At 70.2% G+C, this 25,087-nt stretch carries 24 protein-coding genes; 17 read left to right on the top strand and 7 right to left on the bottom strand.

Features of this window, described 5'->3' with window-relative positions; translation table 11 throughout:
* The first annotated feature begins 33 nt into the window (after nt 1-33).
* The 8 genes from H2Q94_RS21000 to metK all read left to right on the top strand — a co-directional run bounded on the left by H2Q94_RS21000 (nt 34) and on the right by metK (nt 6,578).
* Nucleotides 34-1,110: a serine/threonine-protein kinase gene (locus H2Q94_RS21000; RefSeq protein WP_243788909.1), complete on the top strand. Its 1,077-nt coding sequence runs from the start codon at nt 34-36 to the stop codon at nt 1,108-1,110.
* Nucleotides 1,107-1,679, top strand: coding sequence for a hypothetical protein (locus tag H2Q94_RS20995; RefSeq protein ID WP_243788908.1), 573 nt, complete (start codon nt 1,107-1,109; stop codon nt 1,677-1,679). Before H2Q94_RS21000 ends, H2Q94_RS20995 begins: the two co-directional genes overlap by 4 nt.
* A gap of 195 nt (nt 1,680-1,874) precedes the next feature.
* Nucleotides 1,875-2,195, top strand: a complete 321-nt coding sequence (locus H2Q94_RS20990) for a hypothetical protein (protein WP_243788907.1) — start codon at nt 1,875-1,877, stop codon at nt 2,193-2,195.
* A gap of 591 nt (nt 2,196-2,786) precedes the next feature.
* Nucleotides 2,787-3,104, top strand: coding sequence for an integration host factor, actinobacterial type (gene mihF, locus H2Q94_RS20985; RefSeq protein ID WP_184484996.1), 318 nt, complete (start codon nt 2,787-2,789; stop codon nt 3,102-3,104).
* Entirely contained in the window at nt 3,101-3,703 is a 603-nt protein-coding gene (gmk, locus tag H2Q94_RS20980) for a guanylate kinase (protein ID WP_243788906.1), read from the top strand. Before mihF ends, gmk begins: the two co-directional genes overlap by 4 nt.
* 150 nt (nt 3,704-3,853) lie before the next feature.
* Nucleotides 3,854-4,102: a DNA-directed RNA polymerase subunit omega gene (gene rpoZ, locus H2Q94_RS20975; protein ID WP_243795825.1), complete on the top strand. Its 249-nt coding sequence runs from the start codon at nt 3,854-3,856 to the stop codon at nt 4,100-4,102.
* Nucleotides 4,103-4,115: 13 nt separating this feature from the next.
* Nucleotides 4,116-5,366 carry a bifunctional phosphopantothenoylcysteine decarboxylase/phosphopantothenate--cysteine ligase CoaBC gene (gene coaBC, locus H2Q94_RS20970; RefSeq protein ID WP_243788905.1) on the top strand — a complete coding sequence of 417 codons (1,251 nt, stop codon included), beginning with the start codon at nt 4,116-4,118 and terminating at the stop codon, nt 5,364-5,366.
* 33 nt (nt 5,367-5,399) lie between these two features.
* On the top strand, nt 5,400-6,578 hold the full coding sequence (gene metK, locus H2Q94_RS20965) for a methionine adenosyltransferase (RefSeq protein WP_243788904.1): 1,179 nt from the start codon (nt 5,400-5,402) through the stop codon (nt 6,576-6,578).
* On the opposite strand, the gene H2Q94_RS20960 is transcribed toward metK, so the two are convergent.
* Nucleotides 6,579-7,010 carry an NUDIX hydrolase gene (locus H2Q94_RS20960; RefSeq protein ID WP_243788903.1) on the bottom strand — a complete coding sequence of 144 codons (432 nt, stop codon included), beginning with the start codon at nt 7,008-7,010 and terminating at the stop codon, nt 6,579-6,581.
* A 280-nt stretch (nt 7,011-7,290) separates the two neighbouring features.
* Between H2Q94_RS20960 and hisG the strand changes: the two genes are divergently transcribed.
* Entirely contained in the window at nt 7,291-8,151 is an 861-nt protein-coding gene (gene hisG, locus H2Q94_RS20955) for an ATP phosphoribosyltransferase (RefSeq protein WP_243788902.1), read from the top strand.
* Nucleotides 8,152-8,160: 9 nt separating this feature from the next.
* Here the strand turns inward: hisG and H2Q94_RS20950 are convergent, their stop codons facing one another.
* Nucleotides 8,161-8,985 carry an IS5 family transposase gene (locus tag H2Q94_RS20950; protein ID WP_243788901.1) on the bottom strand — a complete coding sequence of 275 codons (825 nt, stop codon included), beginning with the start codon at nt 8,983-8,985 and terminating at the stop codon, nt 8,161-8,163.
* Nucleotides 8,986-9,342: 357 nt separating this feature from the next.
* Nucleotides 9,343-9,807 (bottom strand): tRNA (cytidine(34)-2'-O)-methyltransferase, encoded by a 465-nt coding sequence (locus H2Q94_RS20945; RefSeq protein WP_243788900.1) that lies wholly within the window; start codon nt 9,805-9,807, stop codon nt 9,343-9,345.
* Nucleotides 9,808-9,912: 105 nt separating this feature from the next.
* Here H2Q94_RS20945 and H2Q94_RS20940 point away from each other — a divergent pair, with 105 nt between their 5' ends.
* Nucleotides 9,913-11,934, top strand: coding sequence for a primosomal protein N' (locus H2Q94_RS20940; RefSeq protein ID WP_243788899.1), 2,022 nt, complete (start codon nt 9,913-9,915; stop codon nt 11,932-11,934).
* Between the two features lie 123 nt (nt 11,935-12,057).
* Here H2Q94_RS20940 and H2Q94_RS20935 read toward each other — a convergent pair whose 3' ends face one another.
* The 3 genes from H2Q94_RS20935 to H2Q94_RS20925 form a co-directional block, all read right to left on the bottom strand.
* Nucleotides 12,058-12,975 (bottom strand): IS3 family transposase, encoded by a 918-nt coding sequence (locus H2Q94_RS20935; protein ID WP_243788898.1) that lies wholly within the window; start codon nt 12,973-12,975, stop codon nt 12,058-12,060.
* Nucleotides 12,972-13,283: a transposase gene (locus tag H2Q94_RS20930; protein ID WP_243788897.1), complete on the bottom strand. Its 312-nt coding sequence runs from the start codon at nt 13,281-13,283 to the stop codon at nt 12,972-12,974. Before H2Q94_RS20930 ends, H2Q94_RS20935 begins: the two co-directional genes overlap by 4 nt.
* 451 nt (nt 13,284-13,734) lie before the next feature.
* Nucleotides 13,735-14,763: a polysaccharide deacetylase family protein gene (locus H2Q94_RS20925; protein ID WP_243788896.1), complete on the bottom strand. Its 1,029-nt coding sequence runs from the start codon at nt 14,761-14,763 to the stop codon at nt 13,735-13,737.
* A gap of 118 nt (nt 14,764-14,881) precedes the next feature.
* Between H2Q94_RS20925 and H2Q94_RS20920 the strand changes: the two genes are divergently transcribed.
* The 7 genes from H2Q94_RS20920 (at nt 14,882) to H2Q94_RS20890 (ending at nt 24,123) form a co-directional block, all read left to right on the top strand.
* Nucleotides 14,882-16,543: a putative glycoside hydrolase gene (locus H2Q94_RS20920; RefSeq protein WP_243788895.1), complete on the top strand. Its 1,662-nt coding sequence runs from the start codon at nt 14,882-14,884 to the stop codon at nt 16,541-16,543.
* Nucleotides 16,544-16,767: 224 nt separating this feature from the next.
* A complete protein-coding gene (locus H2Q94_RS20915; RefSeq protein ID WP_475273791.1) occupies nt 16,768-18,165 on the top strand; it encodes a TrkH family potassium uptake protein in 1,398 nt (465 codons plus the stop codon).
* A 25-nt stretch (nt 18,166-18,190) separates the two neighbouring features.
* Nucleotides 18,191-18,829, top strand: coding sequence for a potassium channel family protein (locus tag H2Q94_RS20910; RefSeq protein WP_258718618.1), 639 nt, complete (start codon nt 18,191-18,193; stop codon nt 18,827-18,829).
* 232 nt (nt 18,830-19,061) lie between these two features.
* Nucleotides 19,062-20,852 (top strand): gamma-glutamyltransferase, encoded by a 1,791-nt coding sequence (gene ggt, locus H2Q94_RS20905; RefSeq protein ID WP_243788894.1) that lies wholly within the window; start codon nt 19,062-19,064, stop codon nt 20,850-20,852.
* 375 nt (nt 20,853-21,227) lie between these two features.
* On the top strand, nt 21,228-21,773 hold the full coding sequence (gene def, locus H2Q94_RS20900) for a peptide deformylase (RefSeq protein WP_243788893.1): 546 nt from the start codon (nt 21,228-21,230) through the stop codon (nt 21,771-21,773).
* Nucleotides 21,774-21,775: 2 nt separating this feature from the next.
* Nucleotides 21,776-22,702: a methionyl-tRNA formyltransferase gene (gene fmt, locus H2Q94_RS20895; protein ID WP_243788892.1), complete on the top strand. Its 927-nt coding sequence runs from the start codon at nt 21,776-21,778 to the stop codon at nt 22,700-22,702.
* Entirely contained in the window at nt 22,699-24,123 is a 1,425-nt protein-coding gene (locus H2Q94_RS20890) for an RsmB/NOP family class I SAM-dependent RNA methyltransferase (RefSeq protein ID WP_243788891.1), read from the top strand. Before fmt ends, H2Q94_RS20890 begins: the two co-directional genes overlap by 4 nt.
* A 196-nt stretch (nt 24,124-24,319) precedes the next feature.
* Here the strand turns inward: H2Q94_RS20890 and H2Q94_RS20885 are convergent, their stop codons facing one another.
* Nucleotides 24,320-25,036, bottom strand: coding sequence for a zf-HC2 domain-containing protein (locus tag H2Q94_RS20885; protein WP_243788890.1), 717 nt, complete (start codon nt 25,034-25,036; stop codon nt 24,320-24,322).
* Nucleotides 25,037-25,087 lie beyond the last annotated feature (51 nt).

The following is a 25,087-nucleotide window of genomic DNA, read 5'->3' as shown; positions in this document are numbered from 1 at the left end:
GCGGTTGATCGAGTGGACGGTTCGGAGGCCCGGATGACTGAGGCGGCGCCGCGGCTGCTGGCCGGTCGGTACCGGCTCGGCAGGCGCCTGGGGCGCGGCGGGATGTCCGAGGTGCACCGTGCCGTGGACACTCGGCTCGGACGGCCCGTCGCGGTCAAGGTGTTCCGCTCCAACGCCGACGAGTCCTCCCGCCGCCGCTTCGAGGACGAAGCGCGCCTGCTGGCCCGGCTGAGCCATCCGGGACTGGTCACCGTGCACGACTTCGGCGCTGAGTCCGGTGACGGCGAGCCCTACCTGGTGATGCAGCTCGTGGAGGGCCGCACCCTCACCAATGTCGTCGAGGCGGGTCCGCTCGACCCGGCGCAGGTGCTGCAACTGGGCAGGCGGCTCGCCGAGGTGCTCGGCTACGTGCATCGGAACGGCATCGTGCACCGGGACGTGAAACCGTCGAACGTGCTGATCACCGAGGACGGGCAGGTGTTCCTCGCCGACTTCGGCATCTCCCGGCTCGCGGACACCGTGGGCCGGATGACCGACTCCGGCATCATCATGGGCTCCGCGCACTACATGGCGCCCGAACAGGTCCGCGACCAGGAGATCGGCTACCCGGCCGACCTGTACTCGCTGGCCCTGGTGCTGCTGGAATGCCTCACCGGGCGCGCGGAGTACGACGGCACCAAGGCCGAGGCCGCGGTGGCTCGCCTGACGCGCAGGCCGCGCATCCCGGAGTCGCTGCCCGAGCCGCTCGCCGGGACGCTGCGCGCGATGACCGCCGATGATCCGGACGAACGGCCCTCCGCGGCCCGCTGCGTCCAGCTGCTGGCCGGTGAGATCAGGCCGCCCGAGCCCGAACCGGCCGAGACCACCCCGGCGCGTCCCGCGAACACGACCGACGATTCCACCGACCTGTCATCCGCCCGCCGCCGAATCCGGTGGTCCTGGCTGGGAGTTCTCGCCGTGGCCGTGGCCGTGGTGCTGGTCGCGGTGTTCCTGCTGGTGCCGGTGGAGAGCGCGCCGGATCAGCCGGTGCTGCCGCCCGCCGCCGGCCCCGCCGGGGCCGACCGATTGCCCGCGGACCTGTCCGACTTGCGTGAGCTGGTGGGCGAATGAAGACGCCACTGTGGACGGTGCTGGCCGCGTTGCTGCTCAGTTCGTGCGGCGATGCGCCGCGAACGCTCGTCGAACCGGACGTGCGCGCCGAGCTCATGGCCTCGGTGTCCGAAGTGGACGAGGCGGCGCGGCGGCACGACCGGGTGGGGTCCGAGTTCGCGCTCGCGGACCTGGTCCGGAACATCGCCGCCGCTCAGTCCGAAGGGCGGCTGGATCCGACCTACGCTCGCAGTCTGCTGGCGGTCGTCGATCGCGTGGCCGCGGACGTCGCGACGCTTCCGCTGCCCGGACCGCCGCCGCCGACGGTGGTCTCCGTGCCGGGGAACCCGCTCGTCCCGCCCCCAGGGTCGGTGACGACGCTGCCCGGAAAGACCGTCACCGTGCCCCCGGAGGTGGCGCTGCCACCGGGACCGGCCGAGAAGCGCGAGCTGTCCCCAGGGCTGGAACAGGGGAGGGGCAGTCCTCCGTCGAACGACCAGAACGGTCAGAGCGGGAACAACGTCGGCGACGACCAGTCGGAGAACGGCAACGGCAGCCAGAACGGCAAGGGCAACTCCAACTCCGGCTAGGGCTACGCCGACGAGGGCGGTTCCGGCGCCGCTCAGCTGAGCATCCGGCCTCGGGATTAGTGGATCTTCGCCGGGAATTGTTCGCGTTGTCGTGTTATGAAAGCTTGTCGGCTCCGCCTGGACTTGCGATAACGTCGTGAGCACTGGGACGGAGCTGCCGGGGCGATGATGCCCTGGCGACAGCGAGGAGCGTTCGTGCACGACGACATGGGGGCATGGCGGGTACGGGGTCCGCGAGCTCAGGAGAGCGGTGAACCCGGAGCCCGCGCCGAAGCTTTGCGGGCGGAGGTCATCCGGGCCGAGAGCACCGCGGCCGACCCGGTGATTCCGGAGCAGGCGGGCGGTTCTTCGTACTGCCTGGACGTGCCGGGCGGGCATCGGCCCGAACCGGCTCCGGAGCGCCTTCCCGGCGGCGCGGACGACGAGTTCTGGGGTTCCGTCAAGGGTGATCCGGGGTTCTTCGACGCCGATCTCTGGGGTGTGGCGCTGCCCGCGGTGGGCGAGCGCGAACACTGACGAACAGCGGCCGCAGCGCGGTGCGCTCGTCGACGGTCCGTGCCTCGGTTGGGGGCCTCATCGCGATGCGTCCTCCGGGGCGGGCGATGCTGGGGGAGTGGCGGCTGATCGCGTGTCGACCTGCGCGGAACGTGCTCTGATCATGATCATTTCATTGCCGTCCGGCGGGGCTCGGGCGGGGGCCGGGTGCGGCGGCGTTCGGGCGGGCGGGTACGAATTCCGGGCGGGATCGGCGAAAAAAGACCGGCAAGATCGAGCGGAAGTCGGATTCGATCTTGATCGACTTCCCGTTGTCGTGGTATCGATCTCCCTGTGACCTGCGAGGACGCACCCAGCGTCGCTCAACCGCCCGGAAATCGGACAGATCGGAAGAGTTTTCTCGCAGGTTAGTGCACTTCAGCGCCATTGTTGGTAGTAGTTGCAGCGGCCCTAGTGCTCGTGCACCCCTTGTACGCGCCGTCCGAAGGGTCAGGCGGCGGGAACTTCCCCGGAACGCCCGCTCAACAAGCCGGACCCGCGTGGAACCCGGTGGGCGGGAGTCGGTACCGTCGCCGCACCGATCAAGAGAAACCCCACATCACGGAGGACATGGTGGCCCTTCCCCAGCTGACCGAGGAGCAGCGGGCAGCAGCTTTGGAAAAGGCGGCTGCCGCCCGTCGCGCCCGAGCCGAGCTCAAAGAGCGCCTCAAGCGCGGTGGAACCAGCCTGGCAGAGGTCCTGGACACCGCCGACAACGACGAGGTCTTGGGCAAGATGAAGGTGTCCGCGCTGCTTGAGGCCCTTCCCGGCGTGGGCAAGGTCCGCGCTCAGCAGATCATGGAGCGGCTGGAGATCGCTAACAGCCGCCGGCTCCGCGGGCTGGGTGAGCGTCAGCGCAAGGCGCTGCTCACCGAGTTCGCCGCCGAGTGATCGACACCCGTACCGGTGTCGAGCCGGGGTCGGTCCGTCAGGACGGGCCCCGGCTCACCGTCGTTTCCGGTCCTTCAGGCGTCGGTAAATCCAGCGTGCTGGACGAACTGCGCAAGCAGGCGCCGGAGATCTACTTCAGCGTTTCGGTGACCACCAGGCGCCCGCGCGCGGGCGAGGTGGACGGCGCGCACTACCACTTCGTCGGCATCGCCGAGTTCGAGCGGATGGTCGCCGAGGGCGAACTGCTCGAGCACGCCCGGTACGCCGGCAACTACTACGGCACGCCCCGCGGTCCCGTCGAGCGCGCGCTGGCCGCCGGCCACGACGCCGTGCTGGAGATCGAACTGCAAGGCGCCCGGCAGGTGCGCGTCTCGATGCCCGAGGCGCGGCTCGTGATGCTGCTGCCGCCCTCTTGGGAGGAGCTCGTGCAGCGGCTCACCGGACGCGGCACCGAAGATCCCGAGGTGGTCGAGGCCCGGTTGCAGACCGCGCGGGATGAGCTCGCCGCCGAACCGGAGTTCGACGACACCGTGGTCAACGCCGATGTGCGGTCCGCGACCAGCGAATTGATACGATTGGTGACCGGTCGCCGGGTCTGAGCCCGTGCTCGGACGCCGAACCGGCGCCAGCCGTCGGCCGACCCGAGTCGCCGCGGTCCACGCGCCGGCGTCCACCGCATTCTTCGTTCAGAGCAGGAGCCACCACGTGACCACCCCAACGCGCTCGCCGCCCTCAACACCCGGTCCTCGCTGACCTCGCCGGAGGGCATCACCAACCCGCCGATCGACGACCTGCTGGAGCAGGTCAGCTCGAAGTACGCGCTGGCGATCTACGCGGCCAAGCGCGCCCGGCAGATCAACGACTACTACGCCCAGCTCGGCGAAGGCCTGCTGGAGTACGTCGGCCCGCTGGTGGAGCCGGGGCCGCGGGAGAAGCCGCTGTCGATCGCGCTGCGCGAGATCCACTCCGGCATGCTCGAGCACACCGAAGGCGAGTGAACCGGGACTCTCCGTGACACAGCAACCTTCCGGGGATCGCCCGCGGGTCGTGCTGGGCGTCAGCGGCGGCATCGCGGCCTACAAGGCGTGTGATGTGCTGCGGCGGCTGACCGAATCCGGCCACGACGTGCGGGTGGTGCCCACCGAGGCGGCGTTGAACTTCGTCGGCTCCGCCACCTTCGAGGCGTTGTCCGGCCATCCGGTGCGCACCGGGGTGTTCACCGACGTCGACCAGGTGCAGCACGTGCGGCTCGGCCAGGAGGCCGAGCTGGTCGTGGTCGCGCCGGCCACCGCGGACCTGCTCGCGCGCGCCGCGCACGGCCAAGCCGACGATCTGCTCACCTCGACGCTGCTCACGGCGCGTTGTCCGGTGCTGATGGTGCCCGCGATGCACACCGAGATGTGGGAGCACCCGGCGACGCGGCAGAACGTGGCAACGCTGCGCGCCAGGGGAGTGGTCGTCGCGGAACCGGCCAGCGGCAGGCTCACCGGCAAGGACACCGGCAAGGGCCGACTGCCGGATCCGGTGGAGATCGTGGATCTGGGCCGGTTGCTGCTGTCCTCGGCGGCGGCGCTGCCGAGGGACCTGGAAGGCCGTCGTGTGGTGATCTCCGCGGGCGGTACGCGGGAGCCGCTGGATCCGGTGCGATACCTGGGGAATCGTTCGTCGGGGCGGCAGGGCTACGCGCTGGCGCGGGTCGCCGCGCACCGGGGCGCCGAGGTCACGTTGATCTCCGCGCACACCGCGGACCTGGTGGAACCGGCCGGAGTCCGGGTGGTGCACGTGGGCACCGCCGAGCAGTTGCGGGACTCGGTGCTGGCGGAGTCGGAAGGTGCCGACGCGGTGGTGATGGCCGCCGCGGTCGCCGACTTCCGGCCGGTGGACCTCGCCGAACACAAGATCAAGAAGGTGGACGCCGATCCGGCGCCGGTGAAGCTGACCCGGAACCCGGACATCCTCGCCGAGCTCGTCGAGCGCCGCCGCGACGGCAGGCTCGGGGTCGGCCTGATCGTCGGATTCGCCGCCGAGACCGGCGACCCCGAGACCCCGGTGCTCGACCACGGGCGCCGCAAACTCGCCCGCAAGGGCTGCGACCTGCTGGTGGTGAACACCGTCGGCGACGGCAAGGCCTTCGAGATGGAGGACAACGCGGGCTGGCTGCTGTCCACCGACGGCACCGAAACCCCATTGCCGCACGGCGCGAAGTCCCTGCTCTCGGCCCGGTTGTGGGATGCTGTGGCGCGGCGGCTCGTGCAGGGCTGACACCGGGCCGCACCCGTTCCCAGGGGGTGGGTCGTGCGGCTTTTCACCAGTGAATCGGTGACCGAAGGGCATCCGGACAAGGTCTGCGACGCCATCAGCGACTCGGTGCTGGACGCGCTGCTCGCGCAGGATCCGCGTTCCCGCGTCGCCGTGGAGGCGATGGTGACCACCGGGCAGGTGCACATCGCGGGCGAAGTCTCCAGCGAGGCGTACGTGGACATCCCCGGCATCGTCCGGGAACGCGTGCTGGAGATCGGCTACGACTCCTCCGCGAAGGGCTTCGACGGGAACTCCTGCGGCGTGAACGTCGCCATCGGTGCGCAGTCACCGGACATCGCCCGTGGGGTGGACCGCGCCTATGAATCCCGCGTCGAAGGGCTGGACGGCGACGTCGCGCGGCAAGGCGCCGGTGATCAAGGCCTGATGTTCGGCTACGCCTGCGCCGACACTCCGGAGCGCCTGCCGATGCCGATCGCGCTCGCGCACCGGCTCGCCCGGCGGCTGGCTCGGGTGCGCAAGGACGGGCTGCTGCCGCTCCTGCGGCCGGACGGCAAGACGCAGGTGACCGTCGACTACGACGGGGATCGGCCGGTGGCGCTGGACACCGTGGTCGTGTCCGCCCAGCACGCCGCCGACATCGAACCGGCGCAGCTCGACTCCGAAGTGCGGGAACTGGTCGTCGCCCCGGAACTGGACGGGCTGGAGCTGGACGCCTCGGCGGTGCGGGTGCTGGTGAACCCGACGGGGCGGTTCGTGGTGGGCGGGCCGATGGGCGACGCCGGACTCACCGGACGCAAGATCATCGTGGACACCTACGGCGGCATGGCGCGGCACGGCGGCGGCGCCTTCTCCGGCAAGGATCCGTCCAAAGTCGACCGGTCCGCGTCGTACGCGCTGCGGTGGGTGGCGAACAACGTCGTCGCCGCCGGGCTCGCGGAGCGCGTGGAAGTGCAGGTGGCCTACGCCATCGGCGCGGCGGCTCCGGTCGGGTTGTTCGTGGAGACGTTCGGGACGGAAACCGTTGCGCCACAACGGATTCAGGCCGCCATCAACGCCGTGTTCGATCTGCGGCCCGGTGCGATCATCCGCGACCTGGACCTGTTGCGGCCGATCTACACGCCGACCGCCGCCTACGGCCACTTCGGGCGCGCCGACCTCGAACTGCCCTGGGAGCGGCCGGATCGGGCGGCGGCGTTGCGCGCCGCGGCCTGATCAGTCCCAGCCGTGGATCGAGAAGGGGATTCCGCTGCTTAGGGCTCGGATGCCGAGGGCCGCGTATCCGATCATCGGTTCGGGCAGCGCGTCGAGCGCGAACCAGTCGAGGCCGTGGGACTTGGCGGGCTCCCGGTTCTCCGGTTGCCCGGACCATCGGGACGAGCGGAAGAAGAAGCCGAACCGCGGCTCCTGGCCGGATCCGATGATGTGCACGGTGTGCACGTGCGTCAGGTCCGCGGGATCGATCCGCACGCCCACTTCCTCGCAGGCCTCCCGCACGGCCGCCGAGATCACGTCCTCACCCGCGTCGACCTTGCCCGCGGGCAGATGCCACTTGCCGTCGAAGGCGTCTCCCCGGCGTTTGCTGAGCAGGATCCGGTTCTCGCGCAGCAACATGATGTGGGCGTCGACCAGATGTCGATCGGGCATGGGCGGGAATCCTCATCGGCTGCCGGGAACGGGGGCGGCACTCGCGGGACCTCGGCACGTGAGCACGGACATGCTCCCGGGCCGCGCGGTACCTCGGTGTGCCACCATTCTGGACGTACGAAAATCTGGCCGGGGTGACCCGGTACGAGGAGGACGCAGTCGATGTGCGGTGGTCAGCGCCATAGCGGGTTCCGCCCGCAGCGTGCAGCGGGTGGAACGCCCCGCCGCCCCGTCTGAACCGGGGCCGTCCCGTCCCACCGAACTCGGCAAAGGAACCACCATGCTTCGGGTCGCCGTGCCCAACAAAGGATCGCTGAGCGGTCCCGCCATCCAGTTGCTCTCCGACGCCGGCTATCGCGTGCACCGCGAGCCCAAGGCGTTGTTCGCCATCGACACCGCCAACGACGTGCAGTTCGTCTTCCTCCGTCCCACCGACATCGCCCGCACCGTCGGCAGCGGCGTGCTCGACGTCGGCATCACCGGCCAGGACCTGCTGCAGGCCGCCGGCACCGACGTGAGCACCACTGAACTGCTGCCACTGGATTTCGGGGTGTCGCGGTTCTACTTCGCCGCCCCCACCGGGTGGATCGGGGCGCTCGCCGAACTCGACGGCAAGCGCGTCGCCACCTCGTTCGCGCCGCTGGTGACCGCTGCTGCCGCAGACCTGGGCATCCAGGTGGACGTGATCGAACTGGACGGGGCGGTGGAGACGGCCGTGGAGCTCGGGCTCGCCGACGCCATCGCCGACGTCGTGGAGACCGGTGCCTCGTTGCGGGAAGCCGGGCTGCAGACCATCGGGGACCCGATCCTGCGCTCCGAGGCCGTGCTGGTGCGGGGTGATCGTGAGCTGCCGGACGACAGCGAGCAGGCCGTGGAGGTGCTGATCCAGCGGCTGCGCGGCGTCCTCATCGCCCGGCAGTACGTGATGATGGACTACAACTGCCCCACCGCGGTGCTCGACGGCGTCCGCAAGATCACGCCCGGCATGGAGTCGCCGACGGTGTCCCCGCTCGACGAGAAGGGCTGGGTCGCGGTCCGCGTGATGGTCCCGCGCCACCAAGCCCAGTCGATCATGGACCGCCTCTGGGCGGAGGGCGCCCGAGCCATCCTGGTCACCCCCCTCGAGGCCTGCCGCCTCTAAGGGGTCCTTTCAGAATGCTGTGGCAAGGAGTTTGCGGGCGAGGATCATGCAGTGGGTGAGGTGGAGTAGGCCTTCGTGGATGTCGTCGCGGGTTTCCCAGCGGATGCGGAGTTTGCGGGGACCGTGGAGCCAGGCGAAGGCGGCTTCGACGACCCAGCGGAGTGTGCCGAGGCCGGATTCGTGCTGATCACCGCGACGTGCGATGCGGGGTGTGATGTTGCGGTCCCGTAGCTGGTGCCGGTATTTGTCGTGGTCATAGCCGCGGTCGGCGTAGACGTGACGGGGTGTGCGGCGGGGTCGGCCTCGGACTCCGCGTACCGGTGGGACCGCCTCGATCAGCGGTATCAGCTGGGTGACGTCGTTGCGGTTGCTGCCGGTCAGCAGCACTTGTAGCGGGGTTCCGCGGGCGTCGGTGATGATGTGGTGTTTCGAGCCCGGCCTGCCCCGATCAACCGGGCTCTTGCCCACTTTTGGGGAACCACGTCCTCGTTTGGCCTGGATCTGCGAGGAGTCCACCACTGCGCGGGAGAAATCCAGCTGATCGGCCGCACGCAGCTTGGCCAGCAGGACCTCCTCCAGCTGTTCCCAGACACCGGCCTGCTGCCACTCCGCCAACCGGCGCCAGCACGTCGAGCCCGAACCGAACCCGAGTTCCTGGGGCAGGAACTCCCACTGGATACCGGTGTAGAGCACGAACAACACACCCTGCAACGCCTTACGGTCATCGATCCGACACCGCCCCGGATGCCGAAACCTTCGTTCATGCCTGGGCAGCAACGGTGCGATCACCGCCCACAGCTCGTCACTGACCTCCCACGGCCTCGGGCGAGACATCCCACGCTCCAACCACAAACGCGATCAACACACACCCCCACCATGCCAAAACAAGATCATTCTGCAAGGACCCCTAAGAGGTCTTTTCAGAACTCCCTGCGTAGCGGAACCTCAGCGGCTTCCTCGCGTGCGGCCGCGATTTCTCATGTATGCCGTACACGGCGAAATGGCTGTCCTCGCGCGGGAGCCGCTGAGAACCCCGCCGGTGGGCGGCTCCGCCGCTGGCAAGACACAGATCAAAAGATCACTCCGCACGGACCCCGACCCGCAGTCAACGAGGTGAATGTTCCCTTCGCCCGCTCCACCGGTCGAAGGGACGTTGGGGCCAGGCCCTTGTCCTCGGGTGAAGGGGAGCGGTCACCTGTTCATGGCGTAGCCCTGTTGGCGCCAGGCTTCGTAGACGGCCACGGCGGCGGAGTTCGCGAGGTTCATGGAGCGGATGCCGGGCAGCATCGGGATGCGGACCTGATCGGTGATGCACTCCGAGTCGAGCACGTCCGCGGGCAGGCCGGTCGCCTCCGGGCCGAACAGCAGCACATCCCCGGGGCGATAGGCGACCTCCTCCAGTGAGGTCGTGGCACCGGTGGTGAAGGCGAAGACGCGTTGCGGAGCCACGTCGCGCAGCAGCGCGTCCCAGTCGTCGTGCACCCGCAGCGCGGCCCGGTCGTGGTAGTCCAGGCCCGCTCGCCGCAACCGCGCGTCTTCCACGCTGAACCCCAGCGGGCGCACCAGGTGCAGCACGCAGCCGGAACCGGCTGCCATCCGGATCGCGTTGCCCGTGTTGCCGGGGATCTCGGGGTGGTAGAAGACGACGTCGAACAAGTGGGGTCCTTTCGCGGAATGCTGCCCGACGCATCGTAGTGACCGGCTCGCTCGGCGCGGACCGGGTACGCGGTGCGGTCGGCGGGCTCTGGTAGAGAAGTAGGCATGGCGGCGGGCGGTTCCAACACGACGAAGAAGACGGAGCGCACGGCCGCTCCGGCGCTGCCGGTCGCCGGCGTCCTGGTGGAGGTGTCGCTGCCCGCGCACCTGGACCGGGCCTTCGACTACCTGATCCCGGATCGGTTGCACGACGCGGCGGTGGCGGGCTGCCGGGTGCGGGTGCGGTTCCGCGGCAAGCTCGTCGACGGGTATCTGCTGGAGCGCAAGGAGAACTCGGAGTTCGCCGGAACCCTGCAGTGGGTGGATCGGGTGATCTCCTCGGAGGTGGTGCTGCCGCCGCGGCTGCTGGAGCTGTGCCGCTCGGTCGCCGCCCGCTACGGCGGGATGCTCGCCGACGTCGTGCGCCTGGCCGTACCGCCCAGGCACGCCCGCGCGGAGAAGCAGACCGCGGAGCCCGCGTCGCCACCGCCGAAGCCGGACCCTGAGGCGTGGTCCCGATATCAGCACGGACCGGCGCTGCTGGAGGCGGTGCACGCGGGCAAACCGGCTCGCGCGGTGTGGCAGGCGCTGCCGGGGGAGCAGTGGACCGAACGTCTCGCCGAGGCCGCCGCGACGGCCGCGGCGGCGGGGCGCGGCGCGTTGATCGTGGTGCCCGATCACCGGGACGTGACTCGGCTGCACGCGGCCTGCGCACTGCTGCTGGGGGAGGACGGGGTCGTCGCGCTCACCTCGGAACTCGCGCCGGGTGAGCGCTACAAGCGGTGGCTGGCGGTGCTGCGCGGCACGGTGCGAGTGGTGGTGGGGACGCGGGCCGCCATGTTCGCCCCGGTGCACGACCTCGGGCTGGCGGTGGTGTGGGACGACGGCGACAGCACGCACAGCTACCCGCAGATGCCTTATCCGCACGCGCGCGACGTGCTCACGCACCGCGCGCACTCCGCTGGGGCCGCGTTGCTGGTGGCGGGGTTCGCGCGGACCGCGGAGGCCGCGTTGTTGGTCGAGACCGGCTGGGCGCAGCAGGTCGTGGCACTGCGTGATCAGGTCCGGGCCGCGGCGCCGCACGTGGTCGCGATCGGGGCCGATGACACTCAGCTCGCTCGTGATCCCGCGGCCCGCGCGGCACGGCTGCCGTCGGTGGCGTTCGACGCGGCTCGTGCGGCACTGGGCAACGACGCTCCCGTTCTGGTGCAGGTCCCGCGCCGGGGTTACGTGCCTGCGCTGGCCTGCGGGGACTGCCGGGAGCAGGCGCGGTGTCGGCGCTGCGCGGGACCGCTGGGACTGCCGGGCGGCATGGAGGACGGTGCTCCGAAACCCGCGGCGTGCCGGTGGTGCGGTGCGGCTGAGGCCGCGTTCCGGTGCGGTTCCTGCGGGTCGCGGCGGCTGCGCGCCATCGCGATCGGTGCCGGGCGCACCGCGGAGGAGCTGGGCAGGGCGTTCAGCAACACCACCGTGCGCACCTCCGGCGGCACGGAGATCTTGTCGAGCGTCCCGGCGAAACCGGCGCTCATCGTGTGCACGCCCGGTGCGGAGCCCGTCGCCGAAGGCGGTTACGGCGCCGCGCTGCTGCTGGACGGGCGCACGTTGCTGTCCCGACCGGAACTGCGGGCCACCGAGGAGACGCTGCGGTTGTGGCTGGCGGCGGCGGCGATGGTGCGGCCCGCGCGGGACGGCGGCCGGGTGGTGGTGATGGCCGACTCCACGTTGCAGCCGGTGCAGGCGCTGGTGCGGTGGGATCCGTCGTGGCACGCGGAGATCGAACTGGCCGGGCGCGCTGAGCTCGGTTTCCCCCCGGCGATGCGGGTGGCGGCGGTGGACGGCACACCGGACGCGGTGAACGACCTGCTGGACTGCCTGGAGTTGCCGAGCACGGGCGAGATCCTGGGGCCGGTGCCGTTGGGCGAGGTCGACGAGGACGGCAACTCGGAGCAGGAACGCGCACTGGTCCGCGTCTCCCGCGCCGAGGGCCGCGAACTCGCCGCAGCCGTGCACGCCGCACAGGCGGTCCGAGCCTCCCGCCGCCCGAAGGAGGGCATCAAGATCAGAGTCGATCCCCTCGAACTCCTCTGACACCGACCGGCAAGCGGCGAAGTCCGCGAGGGGCCGCCGAAGCCCCGCCTGCCTTGCGGCCGAAGGCCGTGCTTGGCGGCGTAGCCGTGTAGTTGAGGTTCCCCCGCGATGCCGGAGACTTGGTTATCTGGTGATGGCTTGGGCTGGTTCGTTGGTCTGGGAGTCGTGGGTGTGTTGGGCTTGTTCGTATTCGTCGGGTGACAGGCCGCCGAGGCCGTGTTGGATGCGGTGGGGGTTGTACCAGCCGTCGATGTAGCGGAACAGTGCTGTGTCGGCCTCGGTTCGGGTGGCGAAGGTGGTGCCTGGCCAGTACACGAGTTCGATCTTGATGGTCGACCACAGGTTTTCCGCGAGGGCGTTGTCGTAGGAATCGCCGACGGAACCGGTGGAGGGTGCGATGCCGGCGTCGGCGAGCCGTTGGGTGAACCGGATCGCGGTGTATTGGCATCCTTTGTCGCTGTGATGGATCAGCTGTCCGTCGTGGACGTCGCGGGACCACAGTCCGTAGTCCAGTGCGGCCAGTACGAGGTCGGTGTCGGCTCGGATGGCGGTTTTCCAGCCGACGATGCGGTTGGAGAACGCATCACGTACCGAGGCCAGCCACAACACGCCCTCGCCCGTGACCAGGCGGGTCAGGTCGGCGACCCACAGGCGGTTCGGCGCAGTGGCCGCGAAGTCACGCTCGACCAGGTCGGGTGCGGCAGTGTGGGCGGGGTTCTGCCGTGTGGAGCCGGTTTTCCAGCCCTTGCGCAGGTGCGCGCCAACGAGCCCGTTGTCCCGCATGAGGCGTTCCACGCGTTTGCGGGAACACCGCACCCCGTGCCTGCGCAGCTGAAGCCATACCCGTGGAGACCCGTAGGTGTCGGCGAACTCGTGTGCTGACCGGATCTGTGTGATCCGTTCCAGCAATTCCGCGTCGTCGCGCCTGCGCCGCGAGGGCGCTGCGGCGCGGGCGCGCCAGTCGTAGTAGGTCGAGGCCGGGATGCCCAGGACCCGTAGTACGAGACCGACCGAGAAATCATGGTCATCGATGAAGCTCATGACCGCCTCCGGGTCGGGTCGATCTCGCCGGCAAAATAAGCACTCGCCGCCCGCAACACGTCGTTGACCCGCTGGAGCTCGGCGTTCTCCCGCCGCAGACGGCGGTTCTCCTCGGCCATGTCCGTCGACGGCCGGTCCCGCCGCTCGCCGGCGTCGGCCTCGTCCTGGCGGATCCAGTTCCGCAACGCCTCCGGATGCACGTTCAGCTGCTCGGCCAACCGCCGGATCACCGGCTTCGGGTCCGACTCCCGATACAACCGAACCGCGCGTTCCCGCAGCTCATCCGGGTACTTCTTCGGTGCTGCCACAACGACTTCCTTCCTCGGTCTGCACCAGCAGACCAAACTCGGAAGCCTCCGGACAAACGGGGGAAGCTCATCGTAGCCGTGTAGTTGGCGGGCGAAGCTCCGCTTGTTTTGCGGCCGATGGCCGTGCTTTGCGGCGTAGCCGTGTAGTTGGCGGGCGAAGCCCCGCTTGCCTTGCGGCCGAAGGCCGTGCTTTGCGGCGAAGCCGTGTAGTTGGCGGGCGAAGCCCCGCTTGTTTTGCGGCCGAAGGCCGTGCTTTGCGGCGAAGCCGTGCTTGTATGCGCGTCAGCGCATAGCCCACGTCAAGAAGGTGACCACCGGCGGGTTCTCAGTTGGTCTCTCGCGAGGACAGCTTTTTCCCTCGTGGCGGAGCCACTTGGGAAAAAGATCCCGCAGCGAGAGACCAACTGAGGTTCCGCCACCCGACCACCAAAGCAAAACGAGCCGTGGAAACTCAGTACCGATAAACCCCAGGAACTCCGGGGGCAGGGTCGGCGGCGGAGTTCGGGGCGGAGACGCGGTTCGGGTCACCGTCGGACGTGTAGCGGGATCCCGGGTCCCCGGCGAGTTCGTCGAGCCACTGGGTTGAGCCGTACTCGGCTTCCTCGCCGGTGGCGGCCTGCGAGCGGATGCGCGGGATGTTCTGGCGGTCGAAGTCCGCGTCGAACGGGGACGGGGCCGGGTTGGAGCCTACGAGGAACACGCTGTCGTGGTGGTAGGTCACGCCGTCGGCGCTGCCGTCGGCGGCGAGCGCCTCGTCGTCGGGGTGCATGCCCAGTGGCAATGCGAGGGAGCGCACCGGTACGTCCGGCAGCGCCGCGTTGATGATCCGCTGCATCGAGGCGATCTCGTGCTGCGCCTCGGCGGAGTCGACCTGGCCGAGGTTCGGGTGGTCGAGCGTGTGGTTGCCGACTTCGAAACCGTGCTCGTGCAGCCAGGGCAGCGTGACGCGCCCGCCGGGGTCTTCGAACGGCGGGTCGAACACGAAGAAGGTCGCGGTGGCGCGGAACTCGGGGTGTGCGGCGGCGGTGTCGAGCAGGATGCGCACCGCGGTGTCCGGTGCGGGCGCTCCGTTTCCGTCCACAGTGAACTGTCCGGTGGAGCCGTCGTCGAAGGTGAGCACCACCGGATGCCTGCCCGCCGGGATGTTGATGCGGCCGTCGGCGAACTCGCTCGCCGTGATCGGCGTGTATCCCTCGGCGTTGAGCCGTTCCAGTTCGGCGCGGAAGTCTTGCGGGGTGCGGTCGTAGACGCTGCTCGGGTCGGTGGTGATCCGGTGGTACATGAGCACTGGAACTTTGCCGAGTTCGTTGGCATGAACCGATTCCGGGGCGGGTGGGGGCGGCGGCGGTGGTGGCTGGGGTGGTGCCGCGGCGGCGTGGGGGGCTTCAGGGGCAGGGGTGGGTGCGCTGCATGCGGCGCCGGACAGGGCGAGCAGCGCCACCGCCGTCACGGCGCAGGTGCGCTCGATCACGCTCAACATCGGTTCGCACGTTAGTGGAGTCACTGCCCGATGTGGATACTCCAAGTGACTTGTTGATCTGTGCGTTATTACCTGGAAGGCTGACGCGCACATTCAACCGGCAACGTAACGTGTTTGGTTGTCCGGATTCGCCGACGTCGGGGAGGCGAAAGCTGTGACCGATCCTGCGCCCGAAGGGCCTTCAGGAACCACAAAAACCAGCCGTGGCAACGGATTCGGCGGTGTCCCGCAGTGGGCCGTCGTGGCGGTGGCCACCATCGTGCTGCTGATCGCGGGGTATCTGGTGCTCCGCTTGTTGTCCACAGAGGACGTGCGCGTCGACGGTCTGCCGTCGCATCCGGTGCGTTCCGAATCGATCTCGGATGGATCCATTCAGATCCGCTCCGAAACCACTGCATCGACACAGATTCTGCTCGACGGACGCCCGGTTCCCGCATCGGAGCAAGGCGGCGCGCTCGCCGTGCACGCTCCGTCGGCATCCGACGGTGCGCACGTGCTGGAGGTCGTCACTCCGCGGGCGGTGTCCTGGCTCGGCACCTCCAGCACCACTCAAGAGTTTACAGTGGACAGTGCGGCGCCGGAGCTCCAGGTCGAGGACTCGCTGCGGCCCGAGGAGCTCGGCGAGCCGGTGACCGTGACCGGCAAGGCGATCGGGGCCGACCAGGTCACCGTGGCGGGTAAACCGGTCAAGCCCGGCCCGGACGGCGCGTTCTCCGCCGTCGTCGACGAACCGGAACGCGAAGTCCAGGTGGTGGCCACCGACCGCGCGGGCAACCGCGCGGAACGCACCATGACCGTGCACGTCAAACATCCCGGAATGCGCGCCGTGCACATGACCGGGCTGGCCTGGACCAGCGACACGCTGCGCGAACCGGTGCTCGAACTCGCCAGGCAAGGCCGGATCGACGCCGTCGAACTCGACATCAAGGACGAGAGCGGCGAAATCCCCTACGACTCGGCGGTTCCCGAGGCGAACCGGATCGGGGCGGTGAAGAACTACTACAGCGCCCGCGAAGCCATCGACCAGCTGCACGGCATGGGCGTGCGAGTGGTCGGCCGTCTCGTCGCGTTCAAGGACCCGGTGCTGGGCGAGGCGTCCTGGCGCGAAGGGAACCCGGAGCGCGTCGTGCAGACCGCCGACGGGCAGCCGTGGAGCAGCGGATACGGCGACTTCGCGTTCACCAACTTCGCCGATCCGGCGGTGCAGCGGTACAACATCGACATCGCCTCCGAAGCCGCCTCGCTCGGCTTCGACGACATCCTCTACGACTACGTGCGCAGGCCCGACGGCGGCATCGAGAAGATGCGCTTCGCCGGGCTCACCACCACTCCGGAGACGGGCATCGCGGACTTCCTGCGCGAAACGCAGACCGCGGTGCGCTCCCAAGGCGCGCTGCTGGGTGCTTCGGTGTTCGGCATCGCCGTGGACCGGCCCACCCAGATCGCCCAGGACATCCCGCAGATGGCGAAGTACGTGGACTACATCGCGCCGATGGTCTACCCCTCGCACTGGGGGCCGGGCGAGTTCGGCGTGGCCGATCCGAACACCGCGCCCTACGACATCGTGCGGCGCTCCCTGGACAAGTTCTCCCAGGCCGTCGCCGGAACCGATGTGCAGATCATCCCGTGGCTGCAGGACTTCAGCCTCGGCGCCGAGTACGGGCCGGCGGAGGTCGCCGCGCAGGTTGACGCGGCCCGCGACGGCGGCATGCCGTCGTACCTGCTGTGGGCACCGAACTGCCGCTACCACGGCGAGGCGCTGGTCCCGCACAAGCCGTAGAACGGTCGCGGAACTCGTTCCGCGCACGCGCCGGGTGACCAGGGCCTGCGTGGCACGAGGGTTTCGCGACCACCGGTGCACGGGCGCCGCGGGCTCATCGCTCGCGGCGCCCATGCGTGTCCGGCACCACCGATCGCGTCCCTCGGAGTTGGGGTCGGCGCCCGTGCCAGGTAGGTTCACGCGCTTGTGACCAGGGAGATGTGGGCGCGCGGTGTCCAGGGGGCGTGGTGCGAATAGATGCGGCGGCCCCGGTGCGGACCGCGCGGCGGACGCTGCGCCGCCCGAACCGTTCGCCGGCGCGCACCCGGCATCCCGCGCGGCTCGTCGTGGCCGGTTTCGGTGCGGTGCTGCTGATCGGCACGGTGCTGCTGATGCTGCCGGTCGCCAGCGAATCCGGCGAGGCCACGTCGTGGAACACGGCGCTGTTCACCGCGACCTCCGCGGTGTGCGTGACCGGACTGGTCGTCGTCGACACGCACGCGCACTGGTCGGCGTTCGGCGAAGGCGTCCTGCTCGGCCTGATCCAGGTCGGCGGCTTCGGCATCATGACCCTCGCCTCGCTGCTCGGCATGCTGGTCACCCGCAAGCTCGGCCTGCGCATGCAGCGCAGCGCCCAAGCCGAGACCAAGAGCTTCGGCCTCGGTGAGGTGCGCAGCGTCGTCGCCGGCGTCGTCGTGCTGAGCCTCGTCGTCGAAGTGCTCACCGCACTCGTGCTGACCGCCAGGTTCGCCGCGCACTACGGCGAACCGCTCGGACGCGCGATCTACCTGGGCGTGTTCCACGCCGTATCGGCGTTCAACAACGCCGGGTTCGCGCTGTTCTCGGACAGCCTGATGCGGTACGCGACGGACGCGTGGGTCTGCCTGCCGATCGTGGCGGCGTTCGTGCTCGGCGGCCTGGGTTTCCCGGTGCTGTTCGAGATCCTCCGCCACGCGCGCGGCTGCACGCACCGCTGGACGCTGCACACCCGCATCACGTTGAGCACCTACACCGCCCTCGCCGTGCTCGGCACGATCGCGGTCACCGCCCTCGAATGGGACAACGCGGGCACGCTCGGCCGGTTCGACTGGAGCGGCAAGCTGCTGACCGGCTTCTTCCAAGGCATGTCCCCGCGCACCGCCGGATTCAACAGCGTCGACACCGGCGAACTGCACGGAGCCACGCTGCTGATCACCAACGTGCTGATGTTCATCGGCGGCGGCAGCGCGGGCACCGCGGGCGGCATCAAGGTGACCACCTTCGCGCTGCTGGCGTTCGTGATGCTCGCCGAGATCAGAGGCGAACCGAACGTGCACATCGCCGACCGCAAACTCCCGCGCGAGGTGTACCGGCAGGCGCTGACGGTGGTGCTCGGCGGTGTCGGCCTGATCTTCACCGCCACCCTCGCACTGCTGGTGCTCACCCCGTTCTCCCTCGACGCGGTCCTGTTCGAGTCGGTTTCCGCGTTCGGCACCGGGTTGTCGACCGGCATCACCGGTGAGCTGCCGGTCACCGGACAGCTCATCCTGGTCGTGCTGATGTTCACCGGCCGCGTCGGACCGGTCACCCTGGCTTCCGCGCTCGCGCTGCGCGAACGCCTTCGTCGCTACGACCTTCCGGAGGAACGACCCATTGTCGGCTAGGAAACCCCGTGTCAACGCCTCGCGCGTGGTCATCATCGGGCTCGGCCGGTTCGGCGGCTCGATGGCCCTCGAACTCATCGAACGGGGCACCGACGTGCTCGCGCTGGACAACCGCCCGGAAGTCGTGCAGCGGTACTCGGATTCGGTGACGCACGCCGCCGTCGCCGACAGCACCGACCCGGAAGTGCTGCGGCAGCTCGACGTGCCCGACTTCGACCGCGTCGTCGTGGCCATCGGGGACGACCTGGAGGCCAGCATCCTGACGACCTCGCTGCTCGCGGAGTTCGAAGTCGGCCACATCTGGGCGAAGGCCGTCAGCCGCCAGCACGGGCGCATCCTCGAACGGGTCGGCGCCCACCACGTGGTGCTGCCCGAGCACGACATGGGGGAGCGGGTCGCGCACCTGGTGACCGGCCGGATGCTGGACTACATCGAGTTCGAGGACGACTACGCGATGGTCAAGACGCGGGCTCCGGCTATTGCGGCGGGGCACGCGCTGGGCGAGAGCAAGATCCGCAGCAAGTACCGGGTCACCGTCGTCGGCATCAAACGCCCCGGCGAGGACTTCACCTACGCCACCCAGGACACGCGGCTCTACGAGGGCGACATCCTCATCGTCTCCGGCCGCTCCCGAGACGTGGAACGCTTCGCCGACCTCACCTGACCCGGGAGCCCGCCGAGGTGAACGCCTCATTCGACCGATCCCCTTGGTCAAAGGGGCCGTTGCCCCCACCTGAGGTGTCGAGCGAATGGTCCAGCCGACCCGTCTGACCGGGCGAAAGAGGCAGTCACCCGAATCCGGTGATGATCTCGGTCCGTCAACGATGCCCCGATCGTGTTGTCCGGGTGGCAGTCGCTCGGCACAGTGACGGGCACGTTCAGATCGGAGGCGCACGATGGTGAGAGCAAGGCCGGTTCGGATCACCCTCGCGGCGGTGACCTCTTGTGCGCTGATCGCCCCGGTGGCGCAGGCGGCACCACAACCGCCGCCGAAGAGCGCCGAGGCCGTCGGCTACGGCGGCGCCGTCTCCAGCGTCGACCCCGACGCCACCAGTGCGGGCATCGAAGTGCTGCGCCGCGGCGGAACCGCCGCCGACGCCGCCGTCGCCGTGGCGGCCGCGCTCGGCGTCACCGAGCCTTACTCGGCGGGCATCGGGGGCGGCGGCTACTTCGTGCACTACGACGCGGACACCGGCGAGGTCTCCACCATCGACGGTCGCGAGACCGCGCCCGCCGCCGCGCACCCCGAGATGTTCCTGGACGACGGCGAACCGATCCCCACCGCCGAAGCCATCACCAGCGGTCTCGGCGTCGGTGTCCCCGGCACCCCCGCGACCTGGCAGGAGGCGCTGCAGAAGTGGGGCAGCGAGGACCTCGGCGAAGTGCTGCGCCCGGCGGAACGGCTGGCCCGCGACGGGTTCGTCGTCGACGACACCTTCCGCGACCAGACCGCCGACAACCAGGAGCGCTTCAGCGCGTTCCCCGCCACCCGAGACCTGTTCCTGCCAGGCGGGCGACCCCCGGCCACCGGCAGCGTGTTCCGGAACCCCGGCCTCGCCGAGACCTACCGCACGCTCGCCGACGAGGGCCTCGATCCGCTGTACCGGGGCGAGATCGGCGCGGACGTCGTCGACACCGTGCGGAACCCGCCGGTGGATCCCGCCGCCGACCGCACCGTGCGTCCCGGCGGCATGACCGAGGCCGACCTGCGCGACTACCGCACCGTTGAACGCGAACCCACGCACGTCGAGTATCGGGGGCTCGACGTGTACGGCATGTCGCCGTCGGCCTCCGGCGGCACCACCGTCGGCGAGGCGCTCAACATCCTGGAGAGCACCGACCTCACCGAACAGGACAAAACCCAGTACCTGCACCGGTTCCTGGAGTCGAGCAAGATCGGCTTCGCGGACCGCGACCGCTGGGTCGGCGACCCCGCGTTCGAGGACGTGCCCACCGAGGAGCTCACCGGCCAGGAGTTCGCGGACTCCCGTGCCTGCCTGATCACGCCGGACGCCGTGCAGCCCGCCCCGGTCGCGGCGGCCGACCCGCGCGATCCTCGGCCGTGCGAGCCGCAGGGGCCGGCACGCGGCGGGGCGCCCTACGAAGGACCGAACACCACGCACCTCACCGTCGCCGACGCGCACGGTGACGTGGTGTCCTACACGCTGACCATCGAGCAGACCGGCGGCAGCGGCATCACCGTGCCCGGCCGCGGGTTCCTGCTCAACAACGAGCTCACCGACTTCTCGTTCGCACCGACCACGCCCGGTGAGCCCGATCCGAACCTGCCCGGTCCCGGCAAGCGGCCGCGCAGCTCGATCAGCCCCACGATCGTGCTCCAGGACGGGGAGCCGCTGCTCGCGGCGGGCAGCCCCGGCGGGTCCACGATCATCACCACCGTGCTCCAGGTGCTCACCGGCAGGCTGGACCGCGAACTGTCCCTTGTGGACGCCATCGCGGAACCACGCGCCTCGCAAAGGAACTCGACGGCCACCGAGGCAGAACCGGGCTTCCTCGCGCAACCCGAGGCCGACAAGCTCCGCGGCATCGGCCACGAGTTCGCCCCGGCCGAGGAGATCGGCGCCGCCACCGGCGTGGAACGCCTCCCCGACGGACGCTGGATCGCCGCCGCCGAAAAGCAGCGCCGCGGCGGAGGCTCGGCAGCGGTCGTCGACCCGGCCTTCTGAACTGGGGCTTTCCGGAATGGCCTGCGTAGTGGGTCGGGCAGCGGAACCTCAGTGGCTTCCTCGCCGCGGGATCATTTTCCCGAGTGGCTCCGCCACGAGGGAAAATGCGGTCCCCGCGAGGAAGCCACTGAGAACCCGCCGCGGTGCCGGTTGCTCTGGTGGTCGCTGCTCATCGGCTTCGCCGCTGACAAGACACGGAACGAAGATCAATCCCATGGTGCACGGCCGCGAAATGGCCACTGAGGTTCCGCCGGCCGGACACTTTCGCGGATCACTCTGAAGGTCTCCTTGCGCCCGGTCCGAGCTCCTTCAGGCGGCGACTAGACTCTTCAGGTCAGCCCCCCGCCACCTGTTGAGCCCGAACCGGGAGCCCGCGTGACCGTCCAGCCCGTCCGACTCTTCGGCGATCCCGTCCTGCGGACGCGCGCCGACGAGGTCGTGGACTTCGACAAGGAACTGCACACCCTGGTCCGCGACCTCTGGGACACGATGTACGAGCAGGGGGGTGCCGGACTCGCCGCTCCGCAGCTCGGCGTGGGGCTGCGCGTGTTCACCTACCGCTGCGACGGGTTCGAAGGCCACCTGATCAACCCGGGCTGGGAGATCGTCGGCGACGAGATGCAGGACGGCCCCGAAGGCTGCCTGTCCATCCCCGGCATGACCTGGGACTGCCTGCGCCACCGCCACGTCGTCGCGCGCGGCTGGAACATGCACGGCGACCCGGTCGAGGTCGAGGGCACCGACCTGCTGGCCCGGTGCATCCAGCACGAGACCGATCACCTGGACGGCGTGCTGTTCGTGGACCGGCTCGACGCCGAGACGCGCAAGAGCGCGTTGCGCGAGATCCGCCAGGCCGACTGGTTCGACGGCCAGGTGCCCGTGGTGAAGGAAAGCCCGCACCCGCTGTTCGGGAAGCGCTGATCATGCGGCTCGTCTTCGCCGGAACCCCGGCCCCCGCCGTGCCCTCGCTGCAGGCGCTCATCGACTCCGGGCGGCACGAGGTCGCGGCCGTGATCACCCGGCCCGATGCTCGTGCCGGACGTGGCCGCAAGGTGCTGCGCTCACCCGTCGGCGAGCTCGCCGACGAGCACGGGATCGAAGTCCTCACGCCGCCGCGCGCCACCGACCCGGACTTCCTGGCGCGGCTGGACGAACTCGCCCCGGACTGCTGCCCGGTGGTGGCCTACGGCGCGTTGCTGCGGCAGCGGGCGCTCGACGTCCCCCGGCACGGCTGGGTCAACCTGCACTTCTCGCTGCTGCCCGCGTGGCGCGGCGCGGCGCCGGTGCAGTCCGCGGTCCGGCACGGCGACGAGATCACCGGCGCGTCCACGTTCCGCCTGGTGCCGGAGCTCGACGCCGGACCGGTCTACGGCGTGGTCACCGAGGACGTGCGCGACACCGACACCTCGGGCGAGCTGCTGGACCGGCTGGCGATCTCCGGGGCGAAGCTGATGGTCGCCACGCTCGACGGCATCGAGGACGGCACGCTGCAGCCGCAGCCGCAGCCCGCCGAAGGCGTCAGCTACGCCCCGAAGGTCACGCCGGAGGACGCCAAGGCGGACTTCGCCGCGCCCGCGCTCGCAGTGGACCGGCTGATCCGCTCGGTGACACCGGATCCCGGCGCCTGGGCGTGGTTCCGGGACGAGCGGTTCAAGCTGGGGCCGGTGACCCGCACCGAGGAGACCGGCCTCGCTCCCGGGGAGATCAGCGTGCAGCGCCGCCGGGTGCTGATCGGCACCGCCACCGAGGCGGTCGCGCTGGGCGAAGTGCAGGCGCAGGGCAAGAAACGCATGGCGGCCACGGATTGGGCGCGCGGAACTCGCATCGAGCAAGGAGAACGTCTGCAGTGAACGACCACCGTCCCCGCCGCCCGTCCCGGCCGCGTGGCAGCCGCCCGCCGCAGCGCCGCAAGACGCCCGCCCGGCCGCCCGAGCAGGATCCGGCGCGGATGGCCGCGCTGGAAACGCTGCGCGCCGTGCGCGAACGCGACGCCTACGCGAACCTGACGCTGCCCGGCCTGCTGCGCAAGCGCAAGCTCGACGGCAGGGACGCGGGGCTGGCCACTGAGCTCGCCTACGGCACCTGCCGCGCCACCGGTCTGCTCGACGCGGTGATCGCGGATTGCAGCGGCCGGGATGCGTCCGAAGTGGACCCGGTCACGCTGGACGTGCTGCGCATGGGCGTGTACCAGTTGCTGCGCACCAGGATTCCGGACCACGCGGCCGTAGCGTCCACTGTGGACATCGTGCGCGAGGAGGCGGGCTCGAAGCTCGCCGGGTTCGCCAACGCCGTCATGCGCCGCGCCAGCGAACGCGACGAGCAGGAGTGGGTCGAGCGGCTCGCGCCCTCCCGCGACACCGACCCCGTCGGGCACCTCGCGATGCGCCACGCGCACCCGCGCTGGGTGGCGCAGGCGTTCGCCGACGCGCTCGGCGACACCGGGGACGCGCTCGCGGCGGCGCTCGCCGCGGACGACGCCCGGCCCGCGGTGCACCTCGCCGCGCGGCCCGGAGAGATCAGCAACGAGGAGCTCGCCGCCATCACCGGCGGCGACGAGGCGCCGTACTCGCCCTACGGCGTGCACCTGGAGGCGGGCGCCGGCGATCCCGGCGACCTGGAACCGGTGCGCGAAGGCTTCGCCGCAGTGCAGGACGAAGGCAGCCAGCTCGCCGCGCTGGCCCTCACCAAGCCCGACGTGACCGGCTCCGACACCCGCTGGCTCGACCTGTGCGCGGGTCCCGGCGGCAAGGCCGGGCTGCTCGGCGCGCTGATCACCCTCGACGGCGGCACCCTCGACGCCGTCGAGCATTCCGAACACCGCGCGGAACTCATCCGCAAGGTCACCCGTGACCTCGCGGTCACCGTGCACGTCGCCGACGGCCGGGAGTCCGGTCTGGAACCCGGCTACGACCGGGTGCTCGTCGACGCGCCGTGCACCGGCCTCGGGGCGCTGCGGCGACGCCCGGAGGCCCGCTGGCGGCGGCAGCCCTCGGACGTGGCGGAACTGGCGAAGCTGCAGCGGTCCCTGCTGCTGTCCGCGGTCGGGCTCACCCGCTCCGGTGGTGTCGTGGCCTACGTCGTCTGCTCGCCGCACCTGTCGGAGACCGACGGCGTCATCTCGGACGTGGTGCGCCGCAGCGGCGCGGAACTGCTCGACGCGCGCGAGGCGTTCCCCGGTGTCCCCGACCTCGGCGACGGCCCGACCGTCCAACTCTGGCCCCACCTACACGGCACGGACGCGATGTTCTGTGCTCTGCTTCGCGTTCCCTGATCCGAGTAGGGAGCGGGTGGCGGAACCTCAGCTGCTTCCTCGCTGCGGACTCCTTTTCCCGAGTGGCTCCGCCACGAGGGAAAAAGCCGTCCTCGCGAGGAAGCAGCTGAGAACCCGCTGCGATGCCGGTCGCCGGGATGGTCGCTGCTCATCGGCTTCGCCGCTGACAGGAGACGGAGCAGAAGACTTCTAGGCCTCACGCCGCCCGGTGGTGGGCCGTTGGGCGCAGGTGGGGTGGTGACTGGTCGGGGGCGGGTTCCGATGCCGAGCCGTCGCCGGTCGTGCCGGAGCCGCCGTCGTGGCCCGCGTCGGCCGGGGCCGGGCCGCCGCCTCCGCGCCGGTGCACCGCGAACAGCAGGCCCAGGCCCACCAGCAGCAGCGCGTGCGAGGCGACGCGTTCCACGGTCGCCGCGCCGACGATCAGGTCGTGCACCGAGAAACCCGCGAGCGCGGCCACGAAGGCGCTCAGCATCGGCAGCACGCCGCCCGCGGTGCGGTCCCGCCAGGACGCCCACAGCATCCCGACGCCCAGCGCGAGGTTCCACGCGGTGCTCTCGTTGAACAGGTGCGCGGTCATCCCGCTGTGGGACCCGTGCCCGTGCACTCCGACGAATCCCAGCATTTGGGCCAGTGCGAGCAGGATCTGGATGACGGCGGTCACCGCCAGTGCGCCGCGCAGCGCACCGCGAACCCGGTCGCGCCGCGGCACGCGCGCCAGCACGGCGGCCGTGAGATCCGGAGTCGGCGTGACCAGCCGGACCCGCAGGTAACGAGTCATCTCGCCCGCCTCGGCCTGGAAGGCCCGGCACGCCGCGCACGTCTCCAGGTGGGCGTCGACCTCGGCTTCGGGGAACTCGGGCGGCTCCCCGTCCAGCACGGCCGACACCGAGTTCCGGCAACTTTCACAGTTCACACCCAGATTGTCGGACCAGGCGGGGGAGTAGTTCCCGGCGGGGTTTCGACT

This window comes from Saccharopolyspora gloriosae (genome assembly GCF_022828475.1).
GTDB classification, from domain to species: Bacteria; Actinomycetota; Actinomycetes; order Mycobacteriales; family Pseudonocardiaceae; genus Saccharopolyspora_C; species Saccharopolyspora_C gloriosae_A.
The sequence above is the reverse complement of the archived record's forward strand: the minus strand, read 5'-3'. Positions and strand labels throughout refer to the sequence as shown.

Coding starts and splice junctions, on each gene's coding strand:
- H2Q94_RS21000 (WP_243788909.1), top strand. CDS start 34: ATGACTGAGGCGGCGCCGCGGCTGCTGGCCGGTCGGTACCGGCTCGGC.
- H2Q94_RS20995 (WP_243788908.1), top strand. CDS start 1,107: ATGAAGACGCCACTGTGGACGGTGCTGGCCGCGTTGCTGCTCAGTTCG.
- H2Q94_RS20960 (WP_243788903.1), bottom strand. CDS start 7,010: ATGCCCGATCGACATCTGGTCGACGCCCACATCATGTTGCTGCGCGAG.
- hisG (WP_243788902.1), top strand. CDS start 7,291: ATGCTTCGGGTCGCCGTGCCCAACAAAGGATCGCTGAGCGGTCCCGCC.
- H2Q94_RS20950 (WP_243788901.1), bottom strand. CDS start 8,985: ATGTCTCGCCCGAGGCCGTGGGAGGTCAGTGACGAGCTGTGGGCGGTG.
- H2Q94_RS20940 (WP_243788899.1), top strand. CDS start 9,913: ATGGCGGCGGGCGGTTCCAACACGACGAAGAAGACGGAGCGCACGGCC.
- H2Q94_RS20935 (WP_243788898.1), bottom strand. CDS start 12,975: ATGAGCTTCATCGATGACCATGATTTCTCGGTCGGTCTCGTACTACGG.
- H2Q94_RS20925 (WP_243788896.1), bottom strand. CDS start 14,763: ATGTTGAGCGTGATCGAGCGCACCTGCGCCGTGACGGCGGTGGCGCTG.
- ggt (WP_243788894.1), top strand. CDS start 19,062: ATGGTGAGAGCAAGGCCGGTTCGGATCACCCTCGCGGCGGTGACCTCT.
- fmt (WP_243788892.1), top strand. CDS start 21,776: ATGCGGCTCGTCTTCGCCGGAACCCCGGCCCCCGCCGTGCCCTCGCTG.